Source organism: Salinibacterium xinjiangense (assembly GCF_014645015.1).
In the GTDB taxonomy this organism is placed as follows: domain Bacteria; phylum Actinomycetota; class Actinomycetes; order Actinomycetales; family Microbacteriaceae; genus Rhodoglobus; species Rhodoglobus xinjiangensis.
Map to the genome: position 1 here is coordinate 290,912 of NZ_BMLC01000001.1, position 23,335 is coordinate 314,246.

17 protein-coding genes and 1 tRNA gene are annotated in these 23,335 nt (G+C 62.5%); 6 read left to right on the top strand and 12 right to left on the bottom strand.

Annotated features, from left to right (window positions below):
• Positions 1 to 24: 24 nt before the first annotated feature.
• From IEW81_RS01385 to IEW81_RS01420, 8 genes are all read right to left on the bottom strand, one after another.
• Positions 25 to 3,888, bottom strand: a complete 3,864-nt coding sequence (locus IEW81_RS01385; RefSeq protein WP_097060846.1) for a cytosine permease — start codon at positions 3,886 to 3,888, stop codon at positions 25 to 27.
• 9 nt (positions 3,889 to 3,897) lie between these two features.
• Positions 3,898 to 4,821: a DMT family transporter gene (locus IEW81_RS01390; protein WP_097060845.1), complete on the bottom strand. Its 924-nt coding sequence runs from the start codon at positions 4,819 to 4,821 to the stop codon at positions 3,898 to 3,900.
• A gap of 54 nt (positions 4,822 to 4,875) precedes the next feature.
• Positions 4,876 to 5,652 (bottom strand): hypothetical protein, encoded by a 777-nt coding sequence (locus IEW81_RS01395; protein WP_097060844.1) that lies wholly within the window; start codon positions 5,650 to 5,652, stop codon positions 4,876 to 4,878.
• Positions 5,652 to 6,293: a SatD family protein gene (locus IEW81_RS01400; RefSeq protein WP_097060843.1), complete on the bottom strand. Its 642-nt coding sequence runs from the start codon at positions 6,291 to 6,293 to the stop codon at positions 5,652 to 5,654. Before IEW81_RS01400 ends, IEW81_RS01395 begins: the two co-directional genes overlap by 1 nt.
• A 62-nt stretch (positions 6,294 to 6,355) precedes the next feature.
• Positions 6,356 to 7,399, bottom strand: a complete 1,044-nt coding sequence (locus IEW81_RS01405) for an ABC transporter permease subunit (RefSeq protein WP_097060842.1) — start codon at positions 7,397 to 7,399, stop codon at positions 6,356 to 6,358.
• Positions 7,396 to 8,499: an ABC transporter permease gene (locus IEW81_RS01410; protein WP_097060841.1), complete on the bottom strand. Its 1,104-nt coding sequence runs from the start codon at positions 8,497 to 8,499 to the stop codon at positions 7,396 to 7,398. The genes IEW81_RS01405 and IEW81_RS01410 overlap by 4 nt, the downstream gene beginning before the upstream one ends.
• Positions 8,496 to 10,022, bottom strand: a complete 1,527-nt coding sequence (locus IEW81_RS01415; RefSeq protein ID WP_097060840.1) for a sugar ABC transporter ATP-binding protein — start codon at positions 10,020 to 10,022, stop codon at positions 8,496 to 8,498. The genes IEW81_RS01410 and IEW81_RS01415 overlap by 4 nt, the downstream gene beginning before the upstream one ends.
• Positions 10,023 to 10,133: 111 nt before the next feature.
• Positions 10,134 to 11,132, bottom strand: a complete 999-nt coding sequence (locus IEW81_RS01420; RefSeq protein WP_097060839.1) for an ABC transporter substrate-binding protein — start codon at positions 11,130 to 11,132, stop codon at positions 10,134 to 10,136.
• Positions 11,133 to 11,575: 443 nt separating this feature from the next.
• Between IEW81_RS01420 and IEW81_RS01425 the strand changes: the two genes are divergently transcribed.
• The 3 genes from IEW81_RS01425 to IEW81_RS01435 all read left to right on the top strand — a co-directional run bounded on the left by IEW81_RS01425 (position 11,576) and on the right by IEW81_RS01435 (position 17,069).
• Positions 11,576 to 13,117 carry a sugar ABC transporter ATP-binding protein gene (locus IEW81_RS01425; protein ID WP_097060961.1) on the top strand — a complete coding sequence of 514 codons (1,542 nt, stop codon included), beginning with the start codon at positions 11,576 to 11,578 and terminating at the stop codon, positions 13,115 to 13,117.
• A 139-nt stretch (positions 13,118 to 13,256) separates the two neighbouring features.
• Positions 13,257 to 14,264: a LacI family DNA-binding transcriptional regulator gene (locus tag IEW81_RS01430; RefSeq protein WP_229671188.1), complete on the top strand. Its 1,008-nt coding sequence runs from the start codon at positions 13,257 to 13,259 to the stop codon at positions 14,262 to 14,264.
• A gap of 933 nt (positions 14,265 to 15,197) precedes the next feature.
• On the top strand, positions 15,198 to 17,069 hold the full coding sequence (locus IEW81_RS01435) for a PA domain-containing protein (RefSeq protein ID WP_097060838.1): 1,872 nt from the start codon (positions 15,198 to 15,200) through the stop codon (positions 17,067 to 17,069).
• A gap of 113 nt (positions 17,070 to 17,182) precedes the next feature.
• On the opposite strand, the gene IEW81_RS01440 is transcribed toward IEW81_RS01435, so the two are convergent.
• Entirely contained in the window at positions 17,183 to 17,407 is a 225-nt protein-coding gene (locus tag IEW81_RS01440; protein WP_143544669.1) for a hypothetical protein, read from the bottom strand.
• 531 nt (positions 17,408 to 17,938) lie between these two features.
• Positions 17,939 to 18,011 (bottom strand) — tRNA-Val (locus IEW81_RS01445).
• Positions 18,012 to 18,149: 138 nt separating this feature from the next.
• Here IEW81_RS01445 and IEW81_RS01450 point away from each other — a divergent pair.
• Together IEW81_RS01450 and IEW81_RS01455 are read left to right on the top strand one after the other, a co-directional pair.
• Positions 18,150 to 18,791 carry a DUF1345 domain-containing protein gene (locus IEW81_RS01450; protein WP_097060835.1) on the top strand — a complete coding sequence of 214 codons (642 nt, stop codon included), beginning with the start codon at positions 18,150 to 18,152 and terminating at the stop codon, positions 18,789 to 18,791.
• Positions 18,792 to 18,816: 25 nt separating this feature from the next.
• The gene (locus IEW81_RS01455; protein ID WP_179691844.1) at positions 18,817 to 19,506 is read left to right on the top strand and encodes a DUF1345 domain-containing protein; all 690 of its coding nucleotides are present in this window, start codon (positions 18,817 to 18,819) and stop codon (positions 19,504 to 19,506) included.
• On the opposite strand, the gene IEW81_RS01460 is transcribed toward IEW81_RS01455, so the two are convergent.
• Both IEW81_RS01460 and IEW81_RS01465 read right to left on the bottom strand, forming a co-directional pair.
• Positions 19,503 to 19,877, bottom strand: coding sequence for a hypothetical protein (locus tag IEW81_RS01460; RefSeq protein ID WP_097060833.1), 375 nt, complete (start codon positions 19,875 to 19,877; stop codon positions 19,503 to 19,505). The two genes, IEW81_RS01455 and IEW81_RS01460, sit on opposite strands and share 4 nt — an antisense overlap.
• A gap of 3 nt (positions 19,878 to 19,880) precedes the next feature.
• Entirely contained in the window at positions 19,881 to 20,354 is a 474-nt protein-coding gene (locus IEW81_RS01465) for a peroxiredoxin (protein ID WP_097060832.1), read from the bottom strand.
• A gap of 216 nt (positions 20,355 to 20,570) precedes the next feature.
• On the opposite strand from IEW81_RS01465, the gene aceE reads away from it, so the two are divergent.
• The gene (gene aceE, locus IEW81_RS01470; protein ID WP_097060831.1) at positions 20,571 to 23,297 is read left to right on the top strand and encodes a pyruvate dehydrogenase (acetyl-transferring), homodimeric type; all 2,727 of its coding nucleotides are present in this window, start codon (positions 20,571 to 20,573) and stop codon (positions 23,295 to 23,297) included.
• Positions 23,298 to 23,335 lie beyond the last annotated feature (38 nt).

Consider the following 23,335-nt stretch of genomic DNA (forward strand, 5'->3'; position numbering starts at 1 on the left):
GACGATGGCCCGGTGTCGCCTCGGTCAGGCTCGCAGCGACTCCTGGCGGCGAATTGCCGGCACTCCGGCCACCAGCGGCAGGATGATGCCGAGCGCGAGAGCGACGATCACACCGAGATCTGTGCTCGCCAGCTCACCCTCGAGTGGAACCCCGAGCACGGAGAACACGAAGCCCTGCCATGACAACCAGCTGACGGTCGCCGTCGTGAGCCCAAACCCGACGACGCTGATCAGGACCAGTCCTGCGAGGTTCACCCACCGCACGTCGGGGTAGACGCCCCCACGCCTGAGCAGAGATTCGCTGTCGAAACGACGATTGCGAATCATCATCTCCGACCCGAAGATTCCGATCCAGGCCGCTGTTGGCACCGCTATGGTGGTCGCGAAATCCCTGAATACGTCGCGGATGCCGGCCGTGGCCGTGACGACCATGAGCGTGGCAAGCCCTGCCAACACGATGCCGACGACGACAACGGACCATTGTCTCGGCAATTTCACTCCGGCACTCTGCAGGGCGAGACCGCCTGAGTACATGGTGATCACAACACCGGAGAGAAGTCCCAGCGCCGTGGCGGCGATAAGCGGGATCGGATACCAGTCCGGGAGCAGTCCGGCGAGAGTCTGCACGGGTTCCGTCGCCAGCCCTGCTGCTATGGCAGGGCTCGACGCTGCGAGGATCGCGCCGTAGGCGATGAGCACAAAGGCGGGAATAGCCGTGCCGAACGTGGCGAAGAGCATGGATGATGCTCCGCTGGACGACGGGCGTTGGTACCTGGCAAGATCCGCACCGCTGAAAGCCCAGACCAGCCCAACCACGCTGAACACCAGCACCGCACCACCCATCGCAAGCACCCACGAACCGTCTCCGACAGTCAGCGCCCGGGGAATGTCTATGTATTGTGCCGTCAACCCGATGAGGCCGAGGATCAGCACCACGGACACGACCGTCAAGACGAGCTGGATGCGCGCAAGCAGCGGGTATCCGACGAAGGCCACGAGCAAAGCAAGGACGAGCGTTATCGCCAACGTCGCAAGCGAGGTCGGCTGGAGGTCGGCTGCAACACCCTCGATGGAAGTCACTGCGGCCACCGATGTCGCCAGCAGCCACAGCAATACCGCACCCCAGAACACCCGGGAGATCACCGCGAGCACCGCCGGAACGACGTTTCCCAAGAGCCCGAATGTCGCCCTGGAGACGACCATCGTGGGCTGCCCGCTGAGCTTGCCGGCGAGGGTGGTCAGCGCCAGCGGGAAGAATGACAACGCCACACCGCCGAGGATGCTGACGATCGACTGCCGCAGGCTCATTCCAGTAGCGAACACCACGGCCCCGAGGGCAACGCTGATGACCGAGGAGTTTGCAGAGAACCACAACCAGAACAATCGGATGGCGCGGCCCGCGCGCACATCGACAGGGGTCGGCTCGAGCCCGGTGTGCTCGAGGCTGAGTACCCCCGGGTTCTTCGGCTCGTCGTCAAAGAGCACCTGCTCGTGTTCTGCGATGCGCACTGTCGAGTTCGGGCCGGGCGAAGGCACGACCGCGGAGACGGACGCAGCAGCTGCTGAACCTCCCGAAAGGATCGCCCCGAATGCCCTGTCGGTGTCGTCGACGTCGTCGTCGAGTTCTTCCTCATAGGCCTGATCGATCACGGTGATGGAACCGCTGGTCATCGGGACCGGTCCGCCGGGCACGGTCGGCAGGGGCACGATGAACAGGGAGTCGAACGCTGTTAGTTCCACGGGCATAGATGCCGGCGCCGCCAGCTCCACAGGCATGGACGCCGGCGCCACGGTGTCATCGTCGGTAAACCGTGACGGAGGCTCTTCGTCGGACGACCCGGCGTCGACTGGCGTCCCGGAACCCGCAGGTTCGTCAACCTCTTGCACCCTGTCGACCGGGAAGTACGCGGGAGGGGCAGAGGGAAGGCCAGACACCGGCGCCAGGTACTGCGGGGGCGACAGCGGCTCGATGAGCGCCGGCGGCGCAAACATCCGGGCCACCTCGTCGACTCTATTGACCGATTCGGGTTCGACTGACTCGGGCGCAGCCTGTTCGGGCTCGACTGACTCGGGCGCAGCCTCGTCGGGCTCGACGGGTTCGGGCGCAGCTGATGACGCGGACTCTGGTTCTGCCTCAGCGGTTACCGGCTCCTCGAATCGGAGGCCGGCGCTCGCGTCAGGGGCGGCCAGCTCGTCATCCAGGTAGGCGACCTTGCCGGTCGCTGTGATCGACCAATTGAAAGGGCCGCGCTCTACCGGCGGCACCAACGGCTGCGCGGCAGCAGCCGCGGCCGCAGCGACGATCCAGGGAAACGGTTCGGGCGCTGGTTCGGGGCTCGGTTCCTGGGGTGATTCATCGTCCAGTTCCGGGGCGACTTCTGCGGGAACGCCAGAAGCCGGATCGGTGCTGGTTTCCAGGTCGGTGCTGGCTTCCAGACCCTTATTGGCTTCCAGGCCCGCGCTGGCATCCGCGCCCGTACTGGCTTCCTGGTCGGGGCCGGGCCCGTCGCCGACCGCTTGCGCGTCGTCGGCATCCGGTCCTGCCGTGGGTGCAAAAGCAGCAGCAGCGGAAACAGGCGCGGCGGCCTCCCATTCCGAAGGAACCGCAGCACTCGGCGCCCATGCCGTCCAGGCATTGGGTGCTTCGCGTTGCGGCACGGGAGGCTCGGCGACCGGCGCAGCGCTGTCGATCGCATCGTCATCGGATGGCGCCGCATCAATTGGTCCGTCAGCGCCCGTTGCCGCATCGGCTGCCATCCCATAAACAGACTCGTCAGCGTCGGAGGCACTATCGATTGGTGCATCATCGACGGACTCGAACGGAGAATAGTCGGACTCGTCGTCGGATGCCGCTGCCGCTGCCGGAATGCTGTCGCCTGCTGGTGAGTCGATAGATTCGCCGGCCGGTTCCCCCTGGGGTTGCTCCCACGCCGGAATTGATGAGACGAGCCCGGGCGCCGGGTCCTGACCGAACGGACCCTGACTAAGGGTGTCCTGATGAGACGGTCCTGAATCGGACAGGCCTGAATCGGACGTCTGCACGTCGAATGGGGGCTGATCGACCGCGGGCTCATCGAATGCCGGGGACGGCCAGTCCCTGAATTCTGAGGGGGTGAAGAACTGTGGAGGCCCGTCGGGAAGATCCACGGCCTCCGACGGGTCGGGGGCTGGGAACAGGCTCCAGGGAGCCGCTACGGCATCGGGAACGCTGCCGGAAGAGGCCGGCGGATCAAAGGGCGAAACGAACGACGGGGTGGGGGGCGCATCACTGGACGACCCGGATTCAGCGGGAGTATCCAGTGGGGGCCCTTCAACCAGTGCATCCTGGTCCTCAGGCTGCTCGCCTGTGAAAGGCGCGCTCGTGAGAGGCGCGCTCGTGAAGGGCGGTTCGGCGAGCAATTCCAAGCTGTCCGCGAGGGCTGGTTCGGTTGCCGGCAGAGTTTCAGCTGCTGGCACGGTCCCAGTTGCTGGCACGGTCCCGGTTGCCGGCGCAGTTTCATCCACTGGAGTGGTGGTGGGAGCCGAAAGCTGAGTCTCCCCCGACGATACGGCGGATGATTCGTCGGTGCCAGCCGCTGCAACGGATGATGGTGCGATGCCAGTATCGTCAGCAGGCGTGACATCAGGTTCGGACTCGTCGAACATCCGCGACAGCCAGTCTTCGCCCGAGGCGCTTCCATTACTCGGCACCGGCTGGGTGACTATGGGTATAGCCGCTGTCGCCAGCCAGCTGTACTCGGCGGCGAGGGCATCTGCGAGAGCATCGTCATCGTGGATATCGGCGCGGTCACCGCTGTCGACGGGAGGAGTTGTCGATCCGGAGGTCTCGCCCCTGGCTGCTGCCGGGTCGATAGAGCCCGGATGAGGAGCCTCGTCGTCGTGTGCCATGCCGAAATCCTACGGCGACTCGAGGGCCGGTCGCTGCTGCCGAGCCGTTGCAAGTGCAAGAACCGAGACGAGCACCACCGCGAGACCGAGCCATCCGACAGTGAGAAGCCGCTCTCCCACAACCACGACTGCGAGCAGCGTGGCGACGAAGGGTTCGAGCAGGGTGATGGATGTCGCTGTACTGCTGTGCAGCGTTCGCATGGCGATCCCGAAGAAGATATATGCCGTGAACATCGGACCGAGGGCCAGGTATGCGGTGATTCCGACCGTTGTTGCGGACTGCAGCAACGGACCTCCAAGCGCCAGGAGTAACGGAGCGAGTGCCACTGCGCCAAAACCGAACATCCCTCCCATCGCTGCGCCGGAGGCAGCGCCCGCCCGGATCGCGCGGCTCGAACTGTAGGTGTACAGCGCGTAGGAAAATCCGGCGAGCAGGCCGAGGCCGATTCCCGCCATGGTGTCGCCGCTGGCTTGACCGCTCAGGGCGCCCTCGCTCCGGTCGCTCCCCCAGGCGAGCATCGCGATTCCCGTGAGAGCGGTTGCCGTGCATACCGCCCATACTCTCGATGGACGCCGACGTTCGAACGCCCACTCGAGAAGGGCGGCGAATACCGGGCCTGATCCGAGTGACACCACATTTCCGATCGCCACTCCGGCAAGACTCATCGAGCTGTAAAAAGCGAGCGGGTACACCACGACGCCAATGGCGCCCACCACAAGCCAGCGGCGGCTCGCAGCATTCTGAAGTGCAGCAATCGCTGTTCTTGCGGAAATGGCGAACAGCAGCATGCCGCCGAACATCATCGTTGCTGCCCCCACCGCCAGCGGGCTCACGTTGCCCGGCAGGAAACTCGCGGCCGTGCCAGTCGTGCCCCACAGCATGGATGCGATGACGAGCGGCCATGCCCCAGCCGTGCGCTTCCGACTGGTCACCCGCTGAGTCCGGGTGACACAAAATAGTAGTCCCCAACTAATATTACTAAAATATTAGCCAGCAACTGATATCCAGATCAAGCCGGCACCGGCCACGGCGATCGCCCAACTGACGAGGCTGCCGACAAGAAAGTACTCCGCTTTCGATCCCCCGGCTCCGTCGCTAGATATTTCGGGGAACCTCACGATTCCCTTGGCTGCGAGCAGCCCCGCAACAATCGGCAGCGCACCAGCAAGGGTCAGCGCGATGATGAGCACCCGCTCGACCGGTCCGATCAACCGCCCTCCACGAAGGTCTGCGACAGCGAGAGCTGGCGCGGCCGTGCGCTTCCACCACCTCGACCTCGACACCGGCACGATCACCGGGCGCGAAGCAGCAGTCGCGGGTCTGAGCGCGGCTCGGACCGTGAGATTTGCGCTCTCGATCGCAAAGAGCGTGACGCCGACAGCAACAGCTATCGCCGACAGCGGCAGCGAACTGATGACGGTCGAGATGACCCCGACGTGCCAGTCGACGATGAACCCACTCATTCCGAGAGAGGTGCGATCCCACACCAGAAAGGCGAGAAGAGAGAGCAGGACACCCACCGCCGGCAGGATGCCCGGAGACATCCTCCGATCGATCGAGGTAGTTGTGGTACCGAGCCACGCCGAGGCCATCAGGACCGGGATCGCGACCCACCAGCCAGCGATGCCGAGCCCCAAGGTGGCCAGCAGTACCACCGCGAGCCAAGCGACAGCCACGGCGAGCACTCGGCCGAGGGGCGCGGATATTCCCGCGCGCGCGAGGTCGGCACTGCCGATCAGGACCAGCAGGATTGCGCCGAGCATCACAGCCCTCCTGCTCTCAATTGTTCTATGGACGCGATAAGGCTCGCACCGCCAGAGCGACGCAGCGACTGCGACACGGCGGATTGCGTTATCCCTTCCGTCTCCGCCAGCTCCCCCTGGGATGAGCCGAGCATCGATCCGAATACCAGTCGACGGCTTCGCTCGGTCATGCTGCCTACGACGTGGTCACGAGCGAGCAGGTAGGCGTTGACGAGGCCTTCACGCACCACATCACCATCACCATCACTGAACCAGGCCCTGACGCTGGGGGTACGAGAATCTTCTCGAGCGTGGGCCTGGTTGATGGCGTCCCGTGCAAGCCACCACCCTGATCCATCCTGCACGGAGCCCGCTACGCCGTCGCCCACGTCGATGACCTGTCCCAACCCCAGTCCGAAGCGGCAGTCGATGCCAGCAGGCAGCGCGAGCCGCGCCAGCAGCGTGGCCTCGAGCGCTCGAGCGATCGTGGAATAGACCGCCTGGAACTCATCACCCACCGTCGCACGCATGGGTTGGTCGTGAGGGACGAGGGCATCCACTCGCTCGAACGCAGCCGCGATGGACGCCTGGGTCGACCTGCGATCGGAGATGTTCTTCGAATCGACGAGATCGGCGATAACAGCTACCCGGAAAAGATCCATCTAATAAGCTTACAACTTATAAGCACGTAATATAAGCCTTCAGCTTATTGGACCATTCAAGATCAAGTCTTTCGCTTGCGCGAGACCACGAGCCGCTGCAGCAGCACGAAGACGAGAAGTATGGCTCCGGTAATGATCGTCGTCGCCTCCGGGGGGATGCCGCCATCTCGGGTGATCAGCACATTCATCAGGCCGAGCACGAGAGCGCCGACCACCGAGCCCAGCACGAATCCGGCACCACCGGTGAGCAGCGTCCCGCCGATGATCACGGCCGCGATGGCATCCAACTCCCACCCGACGCCGGTGATGTTCTGGGCGATTCCGAGCTTGGACGTATAGACGACAGCCGCGAGACCGGCCAGCGTCCCGCTGATGACGTAGACAGCCAGTTTCGTGCGGACCACCGGAAGACCCATCAGCAGCGCCGAAGATTCAGAACCACCGATCGCGTACACCGTGCGCCCGAGTCGGGTGCGATGCAGGACGAGAAAGGCCACGAGTACCACAAGGGCGGCAATAACCACGTTCGGAGTTGTCACGAGGTCATTGATCTTGGGTCCGTCGATGACCTTCCACTCGGTCGAGAACAAGCGGATCGGCGAATCGTCCGCCAGCCGCTCGGGGGTCGTACTGAGCATCGAGGCAAGACCCCTGGCAAGGAACATCATGGCCAGTGTCGCTATGAAAGGTTGCACATTGAAGTACTGGATGAGCACCCCGGATGCTGTGCCGAACACGGATCCGATGAGAATCATCGCGATAATAACGGCAATGGGATTCCACCCCTGGTTCGCTAACATCACCCCGACGAGGCTGCTGATGGCGATGACCGCTCCCACGGAGAGATCGACTCCACCGGTGACAATAACGAAGGTGAGTCCCACCGCCAGGATGATCAGGTACGCATTATTGATGAGCAGGTTCGAGATCGTACTGAACTGGACGATGCGACCATAGGCGACTTCGCCGTACACGACCATGGCAACGAATATCACCACGGCGGCGAGGGTCGGAAGCGACTCGACGTTCGGCTTCAGCCTCGACACCAGCGAAGGCCGGGATCCCCCCTCGGAAACTGAGGTGGGTCGATCGATGAGAATGCTCATGCCGACACCGACTCCTTTCGTGGCTGGGCAGGACTCCTGGGCGGCGGTGTGAGCGAAGAAGGACCAGACCTGCGCCTGGCAAACAACGCGCGGATTCGCTGCGACTGCAGCAGGCAGATAATGACGATGACCGCGGCCTTGAACGCGGGTGTCGCCGATGATGGGATAGAGAGGAACACGATCGTCTTATCCAGCGTGGCAATCAAGAGCGCGCCGATCACACTCCCGGTCAGGGAGAACTTGCCACCGGCAAGTGACGTGCCGCCGATGACCACCGCGAGAATCGCATCCATCTCGGCTGCCATTCCGGTCTTCGCTACCTCGACCGTCATGACGCTCGCAGTGCTGAAGATTCCCGCGATTCCGGCGAGAACCCCACCCACCACGTACACCGCGATCAGGATCCCGACGGGGCGGATACCCGCCATGCGAGCCGCCCTCGGGTTGATTCCGATTGATTCGATCATCAGGCCGAGCGCAGTGCGCCTCACGAGCACAGCCACAATGGCGACGACAATGCCGGCGATCACAAAGACGACCGGAAATCCGAACACGGTCCCATTGGCGATCCAGCGGAAAGATTCGTTGCTGGCAGAAGTGTTCTGGCCAGCCGTGATGACCTTGGCGAGTCCGCGTCCGGCGAGCATCGTGATGAGGGTGGTGATGAAGGGCTGGAGTCCGACCACGGACACGAGCACACCGTTCACGGCTCCGAGCGCCGCACTGATCGCCAGCGCGAGTGCGGCCGCCGAGAGAGCCTCACCGACGGTGCCGCCGCCAGCGGTGCTCATGAACTCCATGGACACCGCGCCAGACACGGCCATCACCGAGCCCACAGACAGATCGATTCCGCGAGTCGCGATGACCAGAGTCATACCGACAGCGATCATCATGATGGGGGCACTGGCTCGGAGGATGTCGATCACGTTGCCGGAGAGGTTGCCCGTTGCAGCGTTGACCGAGATGCCGAGATATGCCGGATCCTTGCCCAGATTGATGACGAGCAGCAACAGCAGCGCAACGATGGCCCACACGTAGGGCCGGTGGATGACCCTGGTGACGATCGATTCGCTGGATGCTCGTGATGAGTCCCGACTCATGCGACGTTCCCTTCGGTTGCAATGAGATCGACGATGGTCTCAGCAGTCACGTCTGGACCGTTGACGATTTCACCGATTTTACGATGGTCTTTCATCACGACGATCCGTTCGCTGAGGCTAACGACCTCCTCCAGTTCGGACGAGATGAAAACCACCGACATTCCCTCTCCCGCCAGAGCAGCAATGGTCTCCTGGATCTCGGCCTTGGCCCCGATGTCGATACCGCGCGTCGGCTCGTCGAGCACTATCAGCTCAGGCCGTGTCGCGAGCCACCGCCCCAACAGGACCTTCTGTTGGTTTCCTCCGGAAAGATTCTTGATGAGGCGCTCGGGGTCGGCCGGGCGGACGTTGAGTTCGACGAGGTATTTTTCGCAGAGATCCCCTTGTTCACGCTTCGAGAGTGGACGCGCCCAGCCACGACGCGCCTGCACCGCAAGGACGAGATTCTCGCGCACGGTCAGGTCGCCGATGATGCCTTCATCGCGTCGATTCTCAGTAGAGAAGGCGATCTTCCTCGACAGCCCGGCGATGGGGCTATGTACCTCGGTGATCGCATCCGAAATGCGAACCTCGCCGGTATCGGGACGGTCTGCGCCGTAGATGAGCCGACCGAGTTCGGTGCGACCGGAGCCGAGCAAGCCGGCGAGGCCCACGACCTCGCCAGCGTGCACGTCGATATCGACAGGGTCTATGAAACCCTTCCTACCGAGGTTCTTCGCACTGTAGAAGGGCTTGCCTGTGGCGTGCACGGCACGGCCACGATTAGAGCCGAGCGCCGCCAGCGTGCTGAAATCCCTGCCGATCATCTTGGAGATGAGGTCTGATCGGCTGAGCTCCGGCGTCATGTATTCCCCGACGTACTCGCCGTTGCGCAGCACGGTGAGGCGATCGCTGATCGCATAGACCTGATCGAGGAAATGCGAGACGAACAGGATCGCCACGCCCTGGTCGCGAAGTCTCCGGATAACACCGAAGAGCCCCTCGACTTCATTGGCATCGAGACTGGACGTCGGTTCGTCGAGGATGAGGACCCTGGATCGCGAGACCATGGCCCGGCTGATTGCCACGAGCTGTTGCAGGGCCAGCGAAATGCTCGACAGGGGTCGCCTCGGATCGATATCGCCGAGCCCGAGCCCGACGAGTGCGTCGTGCGCCGCCTCGTTCGTCTTCTTCCAGTTGATGCCGAACCGGCCGCGGATCTCGTGACCGAGCATGACGTTCTCACCCACGCTCAGGTTGTCGCACAGGTTGACTTCCTGGTAGACCGTCGAGATACCAGCGCTCTGGGCATCCGCTGTGCCGGAGAAGGCACGAGGGGCCCCCAGCACGCTGATGGTGCCGGAGTCGATCTTGTAGACCCCGGTCAGCGCCTTGATAAGCGTCGATTTGCCAGCGCCGTTCTCCCCCATGAGGGTATGAACCTCGCCGGGAAAGAGTCTGAAGTTGACGTTCTGGAGGGCCTTCACTCCCGGGAACTCGATCGAGATGGCCTCCATCTCGACGATGGGCTCAGTGATTGCCATGGTATTTCCTGGGGTTGGGCCTGATACAGGGCGAGGTCATGGGTGAAGCTCCATGCGCCACCCATCCGGAATCGGCCTGCAAGGCGATCTCCGAATGGGCAGCACGGTCGGTCAGAACTTGCGAGTGGGCAGCGCTTCCGCAGCGGCTTCCGGCGAGTCGAAGGTGACACTGGGCACGACGATCTCCGATTCGACGCTGTTTCCCGCGAGGGCGTCCTTGACGATCTGGATGGCCGTGTCACCGAACAGCGGGTTGTACTCTGCGACGAAGCTCAGTCGACCAGCGGCGAGTGCCTCGAGGGCAGCCTTGGTTCCATCGATCGTGATGATCTTCACATCGGTTCCGGGCGTGAGCCCAGCCTCTTCGACGGCCAGCGCGACGCCGAGGCCCATCTCATCGTTCTGGGCGAAGACGAGCTGCACGTTGTTGTTGTTCGCCTTGAGGATGGTCTCGAAGACGCTCTTCGCTTCCTCAGTGGACCAGTTCGCAGACTGGCTCTCGAGCTTGGTGAAGTTCGCGTCGATCGTCTCATCCCAGCCCTTGTTGCGGTCATTCACCACCGAAAGACCGGGAGGGCCTTCAAGCACGACGTAATTGGCACCATCCGGGAACTGGCCGTTCGCCCACTCTGCTGCCGATGCGCTGATTCCCACGTTGTCGGGGGCGATTCGGCTCGTGTAGAGCTCGGTGTCGTTGGGTTCGATGCCTCGGTCGAGCAGAACGACCGGGATCTCGGCCTCCTTCGCCCGTTCGAGCACGCTCTCCCAGCCTGTCGCCTCGGTGGCGGAGAGCAGGATCACGTCCACTCCCTCGTCGATGAACGACGTGAACGCCGTGATCTGCGAATTCTGGTCGCCGTTGGTGGCTGGCGCGTACTTCAGCTCGAATCCGTTGTCCTTCGAGAAGGAGTCCTGGATGTTCTGTTCGTTGGCGGTGCGCCACCCGCCCTCTGGGCCTACGGCGACAAAACCGACGGTGACAAGTTCGCCACCGGCCACGGCGCCCGCATCCGTTGACTCGGACCCTCCGGCGCAGGCGGCGAGGCTGATCGCGACGGCTCCTGCGAGAGCCAGTCCCGCGATCGAGCGGAATTTCGTTGACTTTGACATTGGTCTCCTCCTTGAGATCCGCCTGAACCTTCATCGGTCCGACGGGTGAAACTGCTGTTACGGGGATTGTTTTCGGTGCGGATTGACTTTGTGATCGATCACAAGCCGCGAATCAGGACTCTTGCGATGGTCGCCCGGGTAATCTACAGCCACAGTCCGGGTGTAAATGTGAACGCTAACAAATGTCTTGCTGGGAACAATAATCCCGCCCGACGAGCCTGTCAAGCGTGACTCGAAACCGAATGTTGCCAATAAGAACCTCGGGCATCGTCAGCCCGTCGTCCCGACGGTAGACTCGTGATGTTGCGCGACAGGATTGTGAACCCTAACATCGCGTTATCCCGTGCATGATCGACGCAAGCGCGCAGTTGCCGTCGTCACGCGTGCTTCGGCTCGTTTCCCACCCAGGGCTTCGCCATGATCCGCCACTCGATGGAGAGCAGATGAACGAGAAATCACCCGTCGTTCAGCTCACTGATGTTTCAGTCGGGTTCCCGGGAGTAATGGCGCTTGATGGAGTGAACTTCCGTCTCTTCCCCGGTGAGGTCCATTCGTTGATGGGCGAGAACGGTGCGGGAAAAAGCACCCTCATCAAAGCGCTCACTGGCGTGCACCCTGTCGATTCCGGGTGCATTGAGCTGGACGGCCGCAGAGTCGCGTTTCACAACACCGCTGCAGCGCAGGATGCCGGGATCAGCACCGTCTACCAGGAAATCAACCTCCTCCCCAATATGAGCGTGACGGAGAACGTCATGCTCGGCCGGGAGCCGCGCCACCGCTTTGGTGGCATCGACTGGCGCTCTGCCCGTCGGCGGACAGCCGAACTTCTCGCAACACTGCGACTGGATATCGACCCGGCCTCGATGCTGGCCGATCACTCCCCCGCCGTCCAACAGCTGATCGCTATCGCGCGAGCCGTCTCCGTGCGTGCCAAAGTGCTCATCCTCGACGAGCCGACCTCGAGTCTCGACAGCGACGAGGTCACTGAGCTGTTTCGTATTATCGTCAGCCTCAAGGCGACTGGGGTCGCGATTCTCTTCGTCTCCCATTTCATCGATCAGGTCTACGAGATCTCCGATCGACTCACCGTGCTGCGCGACGGGAGAGTCGTCGGGGAGTACCTCACTCACGAACTGCTCCGCATCGACCTCGTGCAGAAGATGGTGGGCAAAGAGATCTCGATGCTGGACGGCATCCGGGATCGAACCGAGTCAAACGGTATCGAAGATGACCTCGATGCCGAAGAACCATTCATCACCGCAATCGGTTTGGGCCGCGATGGCGGTATCCAGCCGATCGATCTCACCATCTACGAGGGTGAGATCGTGGGAATCGCGGGCCTGCTGGGTTCTGGTCGCACCGAACTGGCCAGGCTCATCACGGGCGTCGACCGGCCCGACACCGGGCAGCTTCTGGTTGCCGGTAAAAAGGAGAACTTCCGGGGCCCTCGGAACGCTCTCAAACGGAGAATCGCCTACGCCTCCGAGAATCGCCGCGGTGAAGGGATCATGGGCGACCTCACCGTGCGGGACAACATAACCCTCGCCCTGCAAGCCGACCTCGGCTGGTTGCGGCGGCTACCACGGCAGCGACAGGACGAACTGGCGCGCAGCTACATCCAGGCCATGAATATCAAGCCACCCGATCCAGATGCCCTCATGCGAACTCTCTCGGGTGGCAATCAACAGAAAGTGCTTCTCGCTCGGTGGCTCGCGATAGCTCCCAGACTGCTCGTACTCGACGAGCCGACGCGAGGCATCGATATCGGCGCCAAGGCCGAGATCCAGAACCTGGTGACAAATCTCGCCGAGAACGGTCTCGCCGTGGTCTTCATCTCCGCAGAGCTCGAGGAAGTTGTGCGCATCAGCAACCGGATCGCTATCCTGCGCGATCGACGAAAAGTGGGCGACCTGGCAAATCACGACCTCACCGTCGACAGGCTGCTCGCCATCATCGCTGAATCAGACGATGATGCGGCGGGATAGGGCTCGGCGTGTTCAGGTCTCGCGCCGCCTGTCGGCTATTGTTCCCGTAGAGGCGGAGAGCGCGGGATCATGCCCCCCGAATCCGATCCGACAGAGCGGTCACCGCTCGCCTGCGACAGTGACCGAGTGAGGAGAGTTCGTGGCGACTGATTCTCCTCGCCAGGCGACCATCTTCGACGTGGCGCGACTTGCCGGGGTGTCCCATCAGACTGTGTCGCGGGTTCTCAACGACCTGCCGAACGTGCGCGCAGCAACTCGTGCTCGCGTCGAGGACGCCATAACTAAGCTCCGGTACGTACCATCGCCGGCAGCCCGTGCTCTCGTGACGCGGCGTTCACGGACCATAGGGCTCATCACAACCGGCGGTGCGGAGTTCGGCCCATCGTCAACCCTGCTGTATTTCAACGCCGCCGCCCGCGATGCGCGGTGGTCGGTATTCACCGCGAACATGGTCGACTGGGATCAGAATTCCGTGCGTGCAGCCATCGAGGCTTTCCTCCGTCAGAGCGTCGAAGGAATCGCCGTCATTTCCGGGTATGAGAGAGCCGCCGAGGCCGTTGCTGGCATGGAGTTGACGATTCCACTGGTCGTTCTGCAGGCGACCCCGCGACTCGGTCTCGACACCGTAGGCGCTGACCAGTACGGTGCCGCGCGCGCCGCCGTGAAGCATCTCCTCGACCTTGGCCACAGTGCTGTGGGTCATCTCGCCGGACCGCGGGACTCGGTTGACGCGCAGGAACGCGAGCGCGGATGGCGTGATGAGCTCGAGGCACACGGCCTCGCAACCCAGCTGATGGGTGTAGGTGACTGGACTCCCGCCGCAGGGCACCGTTTCGGGCTCGAGTTCGACCTCGGTGCGATGACGGCAGTGTTCGTCGCTAATGACCAGATGGCGGTGGGCCTGATCGCAGCCATCACCGAACGCGGGCGCACGGTACCAGGCGACGTCAGCGTCGTTGGTTTCGATGACATTCCCGAAGCCGCTTTTTTCGCTCCACCGTTGACCACATTCCGCCAGGACTTCCAGCGAATCGGCCAGGACATGCTCAGCACACTTCTCGCACGCATTAACAGCGAAACTGTCGAGGCGCTGCCACAGTCGATCCCGACACTGATCAAGCGTGCATCCACCCAGGCACCGCGCTGATAGGAGCGCGCCATGCAGGGTCATGTCGAGTGAGGACCTGGGTGGGGTTTATCTGTAGTGGGCCCTACCGTGCGCGAACCGATGACATCCACGGTCTAAAGGTCCGGTCGCACACAAATTCAGTGAAGATCCGCAAGAACACGGGCTTTCCAGAGACTGCGCATTTGCGGTAGCCTGCCCGAAAATCCGGGATTGTGGCGAATCCAGTTGCTGGAACACCAACGACTCAACAACTCAAAACACCCGACCGATGTGTTCTGCCTGTACGCATCACCAGCCGAGCAATACGAGCTCGGCGGCACCGAACACCGGCGGTGCCGCTGGTCGTGCTCCGGGGCTCCCGCGGACCTAGGGCGTCAGGCCCTCATGGGGCCACGGAATGCAAGAGTCCATAGGATCTCCCCCACGGGTTCTGGTCGCGCTCTCGGCCGTCCTGCTGTCCGTTGACCCACGCTTGCGATTAACAAGCATCCGGCAGAAATTCGGTGAGTTCCGAGTCACACTCGAACCCGCCGACAGCGTGACAGCCCGCGCCGGTTCAGGGCATCGAGCCGCACGCATGGCAGCGAGAACACATCGTTGACCGGAAGCCACGCTCGAGCAAAACGAAACGCCTGCATGATGCTCGTCGGATCATAGAGAATCACCCGCCATAGTCCCTGCCCGTCCAAAGCCAAGACCTCCAAAAGCGTCCCCATTGCGCCCGATGCACACGGCCCACGGCGAGGGGGGGTCGATTTCCGCGAGGCGCAGGTCATCGCCCGACAAAGAATTCGATTCCAAGGCAACCGCGGGAGGTAGGCCATGGCGACGCATGCGCACCGCGTCGCCCTGGCGGCCACACCCTGGCCGATTTGTACTTCCTTGCCAAAGTGTGTAGGCGCGGACTACGGTTCGAACATTCGAGTTCAAATTCCGCACCGAAGGAGTGTCATGGTCAAATCACCTGCCATTCGCGCTGGATTGACGCTGGCGTCCGTCGCAGCGTTGATCCTCGCCACAACATCCGTTGCATCGGCCCGACCCGGGGACGACGGCGCGCTATCGACCGCCGACGGCGCTCGCGACGCCCACCAGCACGGCGGAACGGCCGGTCATCTGCCGGCAACACAGTCCAACGTCAACGTAGTCTCCAAACTGAAGATGAAGAACGCGGTGCCCGAGAAGATCGCCGATGTGGGCGTCTTCAAGGACCATGCCTACCTTGCTGCGTGGGGCGTCGTGTCGTGCACCTACAACGGGGTGCACGTCGTGGATATCAAGGACCCCGCGAAACCAAAGGAGGTCGCGTTTATCCAGTCGAAGGAGGGCAGCTACCCGGGCGAGGGTGTCCAGGCACTTCAACTCGATACGCCAGCCTTTACCGGCGACGTGCTCGTCACCAATAACGAGAAGTGCAAGGACAAAGCAGGGTTCGGCGGCATGAATCTCTATGACGTGACGAATCCCGAGCACCCCACACCACTCGCCGTGGGCATTGGCGATTCAACAGCCGATGGTCAGGGTAAGAAGACCTCCAACCAGACCCACAGCGTCTTCGCCTGGGATGCCGGTGACAAGGCGTACGCAGTCATCGTTGACAACGAAGAGGGCACCGATGTCGACATCATGGACATCACCAACCCGAAGAAGCCGTTCCTCACTGCCGAATACGATCTGGACAAGACCTTCCCGCAGATCCTCCAGAACGCACCGTCGAACCTGACCGACGTGTTTCTCCACGACCTCGTCGTCAAGCAGATCGCCGGAAAACAGGTGATGCTGTTGTCCTACTGGGACGCCGGATACGTCACCGTCGACATGACCGACGTGCACAACCCGATCTATGTCGGCGATACGGACTTCACCAACCCCGACCCGCAGCTTCAGGAGTCGGCAGGCCTGATCGAGAAGCCCGAAGGCAACGGCCACCAGGGCGAGTTCACCCTCGACAACAGGTTCGTAATCGGTGCCGACGAGGACTTCGCGCCCAACAGCGCGGAGGGCACCACGGATGACTCCGCGACGCCGTTTCAGATCTCGCAGGGCAGCGACACACCGCAGCTGCAAGGCGGGGAGTCGCTGACCGGTGATGCCGTCTACGCGGGACGGGCATGTTCCGGTGATCCGGTTGTGCTACCGGCGCCGGTCACCGCAAGCGGCAGCCAGATCGCGATCGTCACCCGTGGTCTCTGCGCGTTCACCGAGAAGGTGGCGAACGTTGAAGCGGCTGGCGGCTATGACGGAATCGTCATCATCAACCGCGAGGGTACCGACGGATGCGGCGCGTTCGGGATAAGCGTTGCCGGCAACATCCCGACCTCTTCGGTCGACCGTCAAACCGGATTCGGTTTCTTCGACCTCGAGGCTTTCTACGATAACGCGGCCTGCCTCGGCGGTGCTGCCAGCCTGATTCCCGGCCTGAGTCTGGGCGCCGTCGGAGATCTCGTTTCCGTGCGCGCGTTCTTCGACGGTTGGGGTTATGTGCACCTCTTCGACAACTCGACGGGAAAGATGTCCGAGCTGGACACCTATGCAATTCCCGAAGCCATGGACCCGGCCTACGCTGTGGGCTTCGGCGACCTCTCGGTTCACGAGGTGGCCACGTCCAAGCAGCGGGCCGACCTGGCGTACTTCTCGTATTACGCGGGAGGTTTTCGAGTGACCAAAATCATCGACGACAAACTCGTCGAGACCGGTCGCTTCATTGACGAGGGCGGCAACAACTTCTGGGGTGTGGACGTGTTCGAGAACAATGGCGTCGAATACGTTGCGGCCAGCGACCGTGATTTCGGGCTCTATATTTTCCGATACACGGGTAACTGAGTCGAGAGCCTGATCTGAATTACCCACACGAAATCGCTCCTGAGAACCCGTCAGGAGCGATTTCGTGCGCCCCGGTGGCGCCGCAGGACGCGCCGGGTCATCACCGCGCCGGGTCAGCGGGGCAGCACCAAGGCGCCGTCCATGTGACGGGGAATCGTGTCGTGGTGCTGAGCCCATGACAACCGAAAACCCGTCGGGAAGCCGTTGAATACCAGACGATCCACGGTCGGTGCGAGCGTGTCGCTGATCCGACGCACGAGATCGGGCTCGTTGCTGCTGTGGTGCACGGTGGCGATCAGGGAGGTGCGGCCGTCCCGCAAAACGCGGATCATCGCCAATGGCCACAACATGAACGCCAGGTCGGACCTCGACAAGCCGCGCGTCGCGGAGACTGCCTATTACGCAGAGCATGATGGATAGTCCGCGTACGACAAATGACAACGCTCAAGGCAGAGCTCTTGAAGATTAGGGCGTTGGTTTCAACCCCACTGGCAAGGGCGACCTGGTCGTCATTAAAGTCGATGAGAACCCCGCTTACCCGAACGGAGAGTGGGCCTCGATCTCAAAAACGGCGGCGAGCGTCAGTACACCCACCGGACGGGAACGAGCAGCGACCGGGACGGAATCGACCAGCTGCGAGCCGCCACGAGGAGGGCAACCGCCGTCTGGATTACGAAGTCCGAAATGGAGTCATGCGAGACCGCGTGGCTCCTTCTATGTTTGTCCGTGCTGCTCGCCTACGAAATCAGCGCAGTGGACAATATCCGCAATTCCCGCTCACCAACGCCTCACCAACTGACAGGTTGATTTGCGAGCCGACTCTGCGAGGCGATACCCCAGGTAATTCCTCTGATCGGGCATTTTACTTGTGGGCCCTACCGGGCTCGAACCGATGACATCCACGGTGTAAACGTGGCGCTCTACCAACTGAGCTAAAGGCCCGCGGCGATTGTCCGCAGGGTTGCAAGGGTAGCGGTAAGTGACGATTGCGAAAAATCGTGGCCAATCCTCGCAACGCGACTACCCGCGTCGCGAACAACTGGGCGCATCGCGGTCAACTGACGGGCATACACTCCGGCCATGGCACCCCATCGCACCGAGCACAGGCTGCCCGTGCTGCTGATCACGCTCGGGGCGCTGGTGATCTATCTTTTCCTTCCCAATGAGGTGACCTTCCTCCCGTCGTGGGTGATCCCCGCCATCGGTGCCATCGTGCTCATCCCCCTCGTGCTGTCGAACCCCAGACGGCTCAACCGCGAGACGGCGCTCACCCGCTGGCTCGGGATCGGATTCGCCTCAGGTCTCGCCGCGGTGAACCAGGTGTACATAGTGCTGATCATCGGCGAGTTGGTCAACGGAGTCGCGAAGGGACCAACGATCCTGCTCACCACTTTCGGCGTGTGGGGCACCAACGTCGTGGCGTTCTCGCTGGTCTACTGGGAGCTCGATAAGGGTGGCCCGATCGCCAGGCGAGTAAAGGGTGTGAATGACCACGCGAGGCAGGATTTCCGGTTCCCGCAGCAGGAGGCTGATTCGACCCAGCTGTGGACCCCCGAGTTCTTTGACTACGCGTACTTCTCACTCTCGAACATGATGGCGTTTAGTCCCACCGATGTAATGCCCCTCAGTCGACCCGCGAAGGCCCTCATGGCGTACCAGGCACTCACGGGCTTTGTGCTGCTCGCGCTCGTGATCTCCCGTGCTGTCAACATACTGACCTGACGGTGTGCGCTCCTACACTCGGAAAGTGAGTTCTTCTGAGAGATCCGGTCGCGCCGAGCACCGCTGGCCCGCGGCTATAGCGCTGGTGGTAGCGCTGGCCCTGTACGGGCTGCTGCCCAGTTCGTTCTTTCCTCCTTTGCGCTTCGGCGTGGTCGCTCTCGGGTTGTTACTGCTCATCGCCGTCATCGCCGTCAACCCACTGCGAATGCATCGCCAAACCCGATGGTCACGTGGCCTCTCGGTAGGCCAGACCCTGCTGTTGCTCATCGCAAACCAGGTCGCGCTCATCCACATCATCTTCCAGCTGGTGACACCGTCAAAGGATGAAGGACCGACTCTGCTGCTCGCTGCCCTCCAGGTGTGGGTGACGAACGTCATCGTCTTTGCACTGCTCTACTGGGAAGTGGACCGGGGAGGGGCGGTCGCCCGATCGAAGCGTGAGAGGAAAGATCTACCTCCGGCCGATTTCAGGTTTCCCCAGGATGAAGACCACGATGCTGTCGAGGAGGTGGCTGTGCGATCATCCAGAAGCCTCAACTGGACGGCCAGTTTCGTCGACTACCTGTACTTCTCGCTGTCCAACTCGATGGCCTTCAGCCCGACAGATGCGATGCCGCTCTCGCACCGTGCGAAGGTGCTGATGGGCCTGCAGTCGTTCGCGGGGTTCGTTATCCTCGCGCTGGTTATCGCGAGGGCGGTATCGCTGCTCGGTTAGGGCGCGAACAACTCGACCATGAGCGCCACAAACACGGCGATGAAGATGGCTGGTGTGACGAAGCGTACGACGTTCAGGAGCGGTGCGAGCTCGACGATCTGACGGCCGGTGATCGAGGCTGACGGCACGGCGATCAGGTCGCGAGCGATGGCCATGCCCTCTGTGGCAGCCGAATACTGCGCGAGAGCGCCGAGAATTCCCGAGGCGAGCAGAATGCCCGCGGCCGAGATCCTGAGCGCAAGGGACGTGCCGCCGAGGTCGAGGATGCCCAGCCAGACGGTGAAACCGAGCAATCCGGTGGGCGCCAGCTGCGACACGATGATGTGCCAGCGGGCCTTCGACCACAGCTCGATGAAGTCGCGTTCGCTCATGACTCAGACCCGTGCCGCGTGCAGCCCTGCCAGCGCGGCGGTGTACTCGCTCATCGAACGTGCCTGGCCGGGGGCTGTGACGAATGTTGCGCGGATCACGCCATCGATATCGATGAGGAAAGTCGCCCTGGTCGCGAAACCCTTCTCCTCCAGGAACACGCCGTATTCCTTGGCAACGCTGCCGTGCGGCCAGAAGTCGGCAAGCAGCGTGAAATCGTATCCTTCGGCGTCGGCAAAGGCCCGGAGGGTTGCCTTCGAATCGACGGAGATACCGATCAGCTCGACTTGCTCGTTCTTGAAAAGCGCGAGATTGTCGCGGAGGTCGCACAGCTCGGTTGTGCAGGTGCTCGAGAAAGCGAGCGGGAAGAACACGAGGGCGACGGGCTTCCTGCCACGGAAGTCGTGGAGCCTCACGTGCTCACCGAATTGGTTCGGCAGCTCGAAGTCGGGCGCCGTTGTGTCGTTTGCGAGAGTCATTGAAACAGTTCCTTTCGCGCCGTGACCCGATTTCGGACCGGCACGATGGGCAATACTACGCCCGTGCGAGCGTACACAGCGGTGGTGGCTAGAATCTACTGGCGCAACAGAACATTTGTCGCGGCTCATCCAGAACGACAGGTCATGGCAGTCGCAACCCGGCAGTCAGGACCTTAGTTCTCACAACCCCCACTTCTCATAAGAAAGAGGTCAACGGTGACGGTGAACGACCAGGACCCATATTCGGTGAACAACATCGACAGAGATCCGGAGGAAACAGCCGAATGGCAGGAGTCGCTCGACGGTCTCGTTGCAACTCACGGTCATGAACGTGGTCGTGAGATCATGCTCAGCCTGCTGAAGCGATCGAAGGACCTCCACCTCGGCGTGCCGATGGTTCCCACCACCGACTACCTCAACACGATCGCTGTCGAGGATGAGCCTGCCTTCCCCGGCAACGAAGACCTGGAGCGCCGGTATCGCGCCTGGATCCGGTGGAACGCGGCCATCACCGTGCACCGCGCACAACGCCCCGGCGTCGGCGTCGGAGGCCACATCTCGACGTACGCGTCGTCTGCTGCCCTCTACGAGGTCGGTCACAACCACTTCTTCCGGGGCGCCGATCACCCCGGTGGCGGCGACCAGATCTTCTACCAGGGCCATGCCTCCCCCGGGATGTATGCCAGGGCCTACCTCGAGGGGCGACTGACCGAAGACCAGCTCACCGGGTTCCGCCAGGAGAAGTCGCACCCGTCCGGCGGGCTGTCGAGCTACCCTCACCCCCGCTTGATGCCGGAGTTCTGGCAGTTCCCCACCGTCTCGATGGGTCTCGGCCCGATCAATGCGATCTACCAGGCCCAGTCGAACCGGTACCTCACCAACCGCGGCATCAAAGACGCGTCCGACCAGCAGGTGTGGGCGTTCCTCGGTGACGGGGAGATGGATGAGGTCGAGAGCCGTGGCGCCCTGCAGTGGGCAGCCAACGATGGTCTCGACAACCTGAACTTCGTCATCAACTGCAACCTGCAGCGCCTCGACGGCCCTGTGCGCGGCAACGGGAAGATCATCCAGGAGCTCGAGAGCTTCTTCCGCGGCGCTGGCTGGAACGTCATCAAAGTGGTCTGGGGTCGCGAGTGGGATTCCCTGCTCGCCGGTGACACTGAGGGGGCGCTACGCGACCTCATGAACCGCACCCCCGATGGCGATTACCAGACGTATAAGGCCGAGAGCGGCGCGTACGTCAGGGAGAACTTCTTCGGTCGCGATCCCCGCACCCTCGAGATGGTCAAGGACTACACCGACGACCAGATCTGGAACCTCAAGCGCGGCGGTCACGACTACCGCAAGGTTTACGCCGCGTTCAAGGCTGCCCAGGAGCACAAGGGTCAGCCGACGGTCATCCTCGCGAAGACCGTCAAGGGCTACGGGCTGGGTCCGTCATTCGAGGGACGCAACGCGACCCACCAGATGAAGAAGCTCACGCTCGACAACCTCAAGCAGTTCCGCGACGAGATGCGCGTGCCGATCACGGACGCTGCGCTCGAGGCTGACCCGTACCTGCCCCCGTTCTACCACCCCGGTGAGAACGATGAGGCGATTCAGTACCTGCACGAGCGTCGACGCGAGCTCGGTGGTTACGTACCCGAGCGCCGATCGAGGTACACGCAATTCGATCTGCCCGCAGAGTCGGTGTGGGAGGTCGCGAAGAAGGGCTCAGGCAAGCAGGAGATCGCCACCACCATGGCGTTCGCGCGCTTGCTCAAGGACCTGCTGCGCGACAAGGGCATCGGTAATCGCATAGTTCCGATCATCCCCGACGAGGCTCGAACCTTCGGAATGGATGCCTACTTCCCCACCGCGAAGATCTACAACCCCAACGGGCAGCATTACACCTCCGTCGACCGCGAGCTGCTGCTCGCGTACAAGGAGAGCCCGCAGGGCCAGATCGTGCACGTAGGAATCAACGAGGCCGGGGCATTCGCCGCGTTCACCGCCGCCGGTACGTCATACGCGACCCAGGGCGAACCGCTGATTCCGGTCTATGTGTTCTACTCAATGTTCGGGTTCCAGCGCACTGGCGACGCGATGTGGGCCGCGGGCGACCAGATGGCCCGCGGGTTCATCATGGGCGCTACTGCGGGCCGCACCACTCTCACAGGTGAGGGCCTGCAGCATGCGGACGGGCACTCCATCCTGCTGGCATCGGCCAACCCGGCCGTCGTCAGCTATGACGCTGCATACGGATACGAGCTCGCGCACATCGTGCGGGCCGGGCTCGAGCGCATGTACGGAGGGGTGCATCCCGACCCCAACGTCATGTACTACCTGACGCTGTACAACGAGCCCATCCAGCAGCCGGCCGAACCCGAGAACCTTGACGTCGACGGTGTCCTGCATGGCATCTACCACCTCAAGACCTCGCCGGTCGAGGGACCCCGTGCGCAGCTCCTTGCGTCCGGTGTGGCCGTGCCGTGGGCGCTCGAGGCCCAGCAGCTGCTGGCCGACGACTGGGGCGTGTCTGCCGACGTCTGGTCTGTCACATCGTGGACCGAGCTTCGCCGAGAGGGACTTGACGCCGAGGCTCATAACTTCCTCAACCCGAACGCCGAGGAACGTGTGCCGTACGTCACCCGGAAGTTGTCGGGCTCCAACGGGCCGTTCGTGGCAGTGACCGACTTCATGCACGCTGTGCCCGACCAGATCAGGCAGTTCGTGCCCGGAGACTTCGCCACCCTGGGTGCCGATGACTTCGGATTCTCGGATACCCGTGCCGCCGCCCGTCGTTTCTTCAAGATCGACGGCCCGTCAGTGGTCGTGCGCACTCTCCAGTCGCTGGCAAAGCGTGGACTGGTCGATCGGTCCGTGCCCGCGCAGGCCATCGAGAAGTACCGCCTGCTCGACGTTACGGCCGGCACGACCGGCTCTGTCGGCGGAGAGAGCTAGGTACGCGCATTCCCCCCGTCCAGAAGACCAAAGAGCAG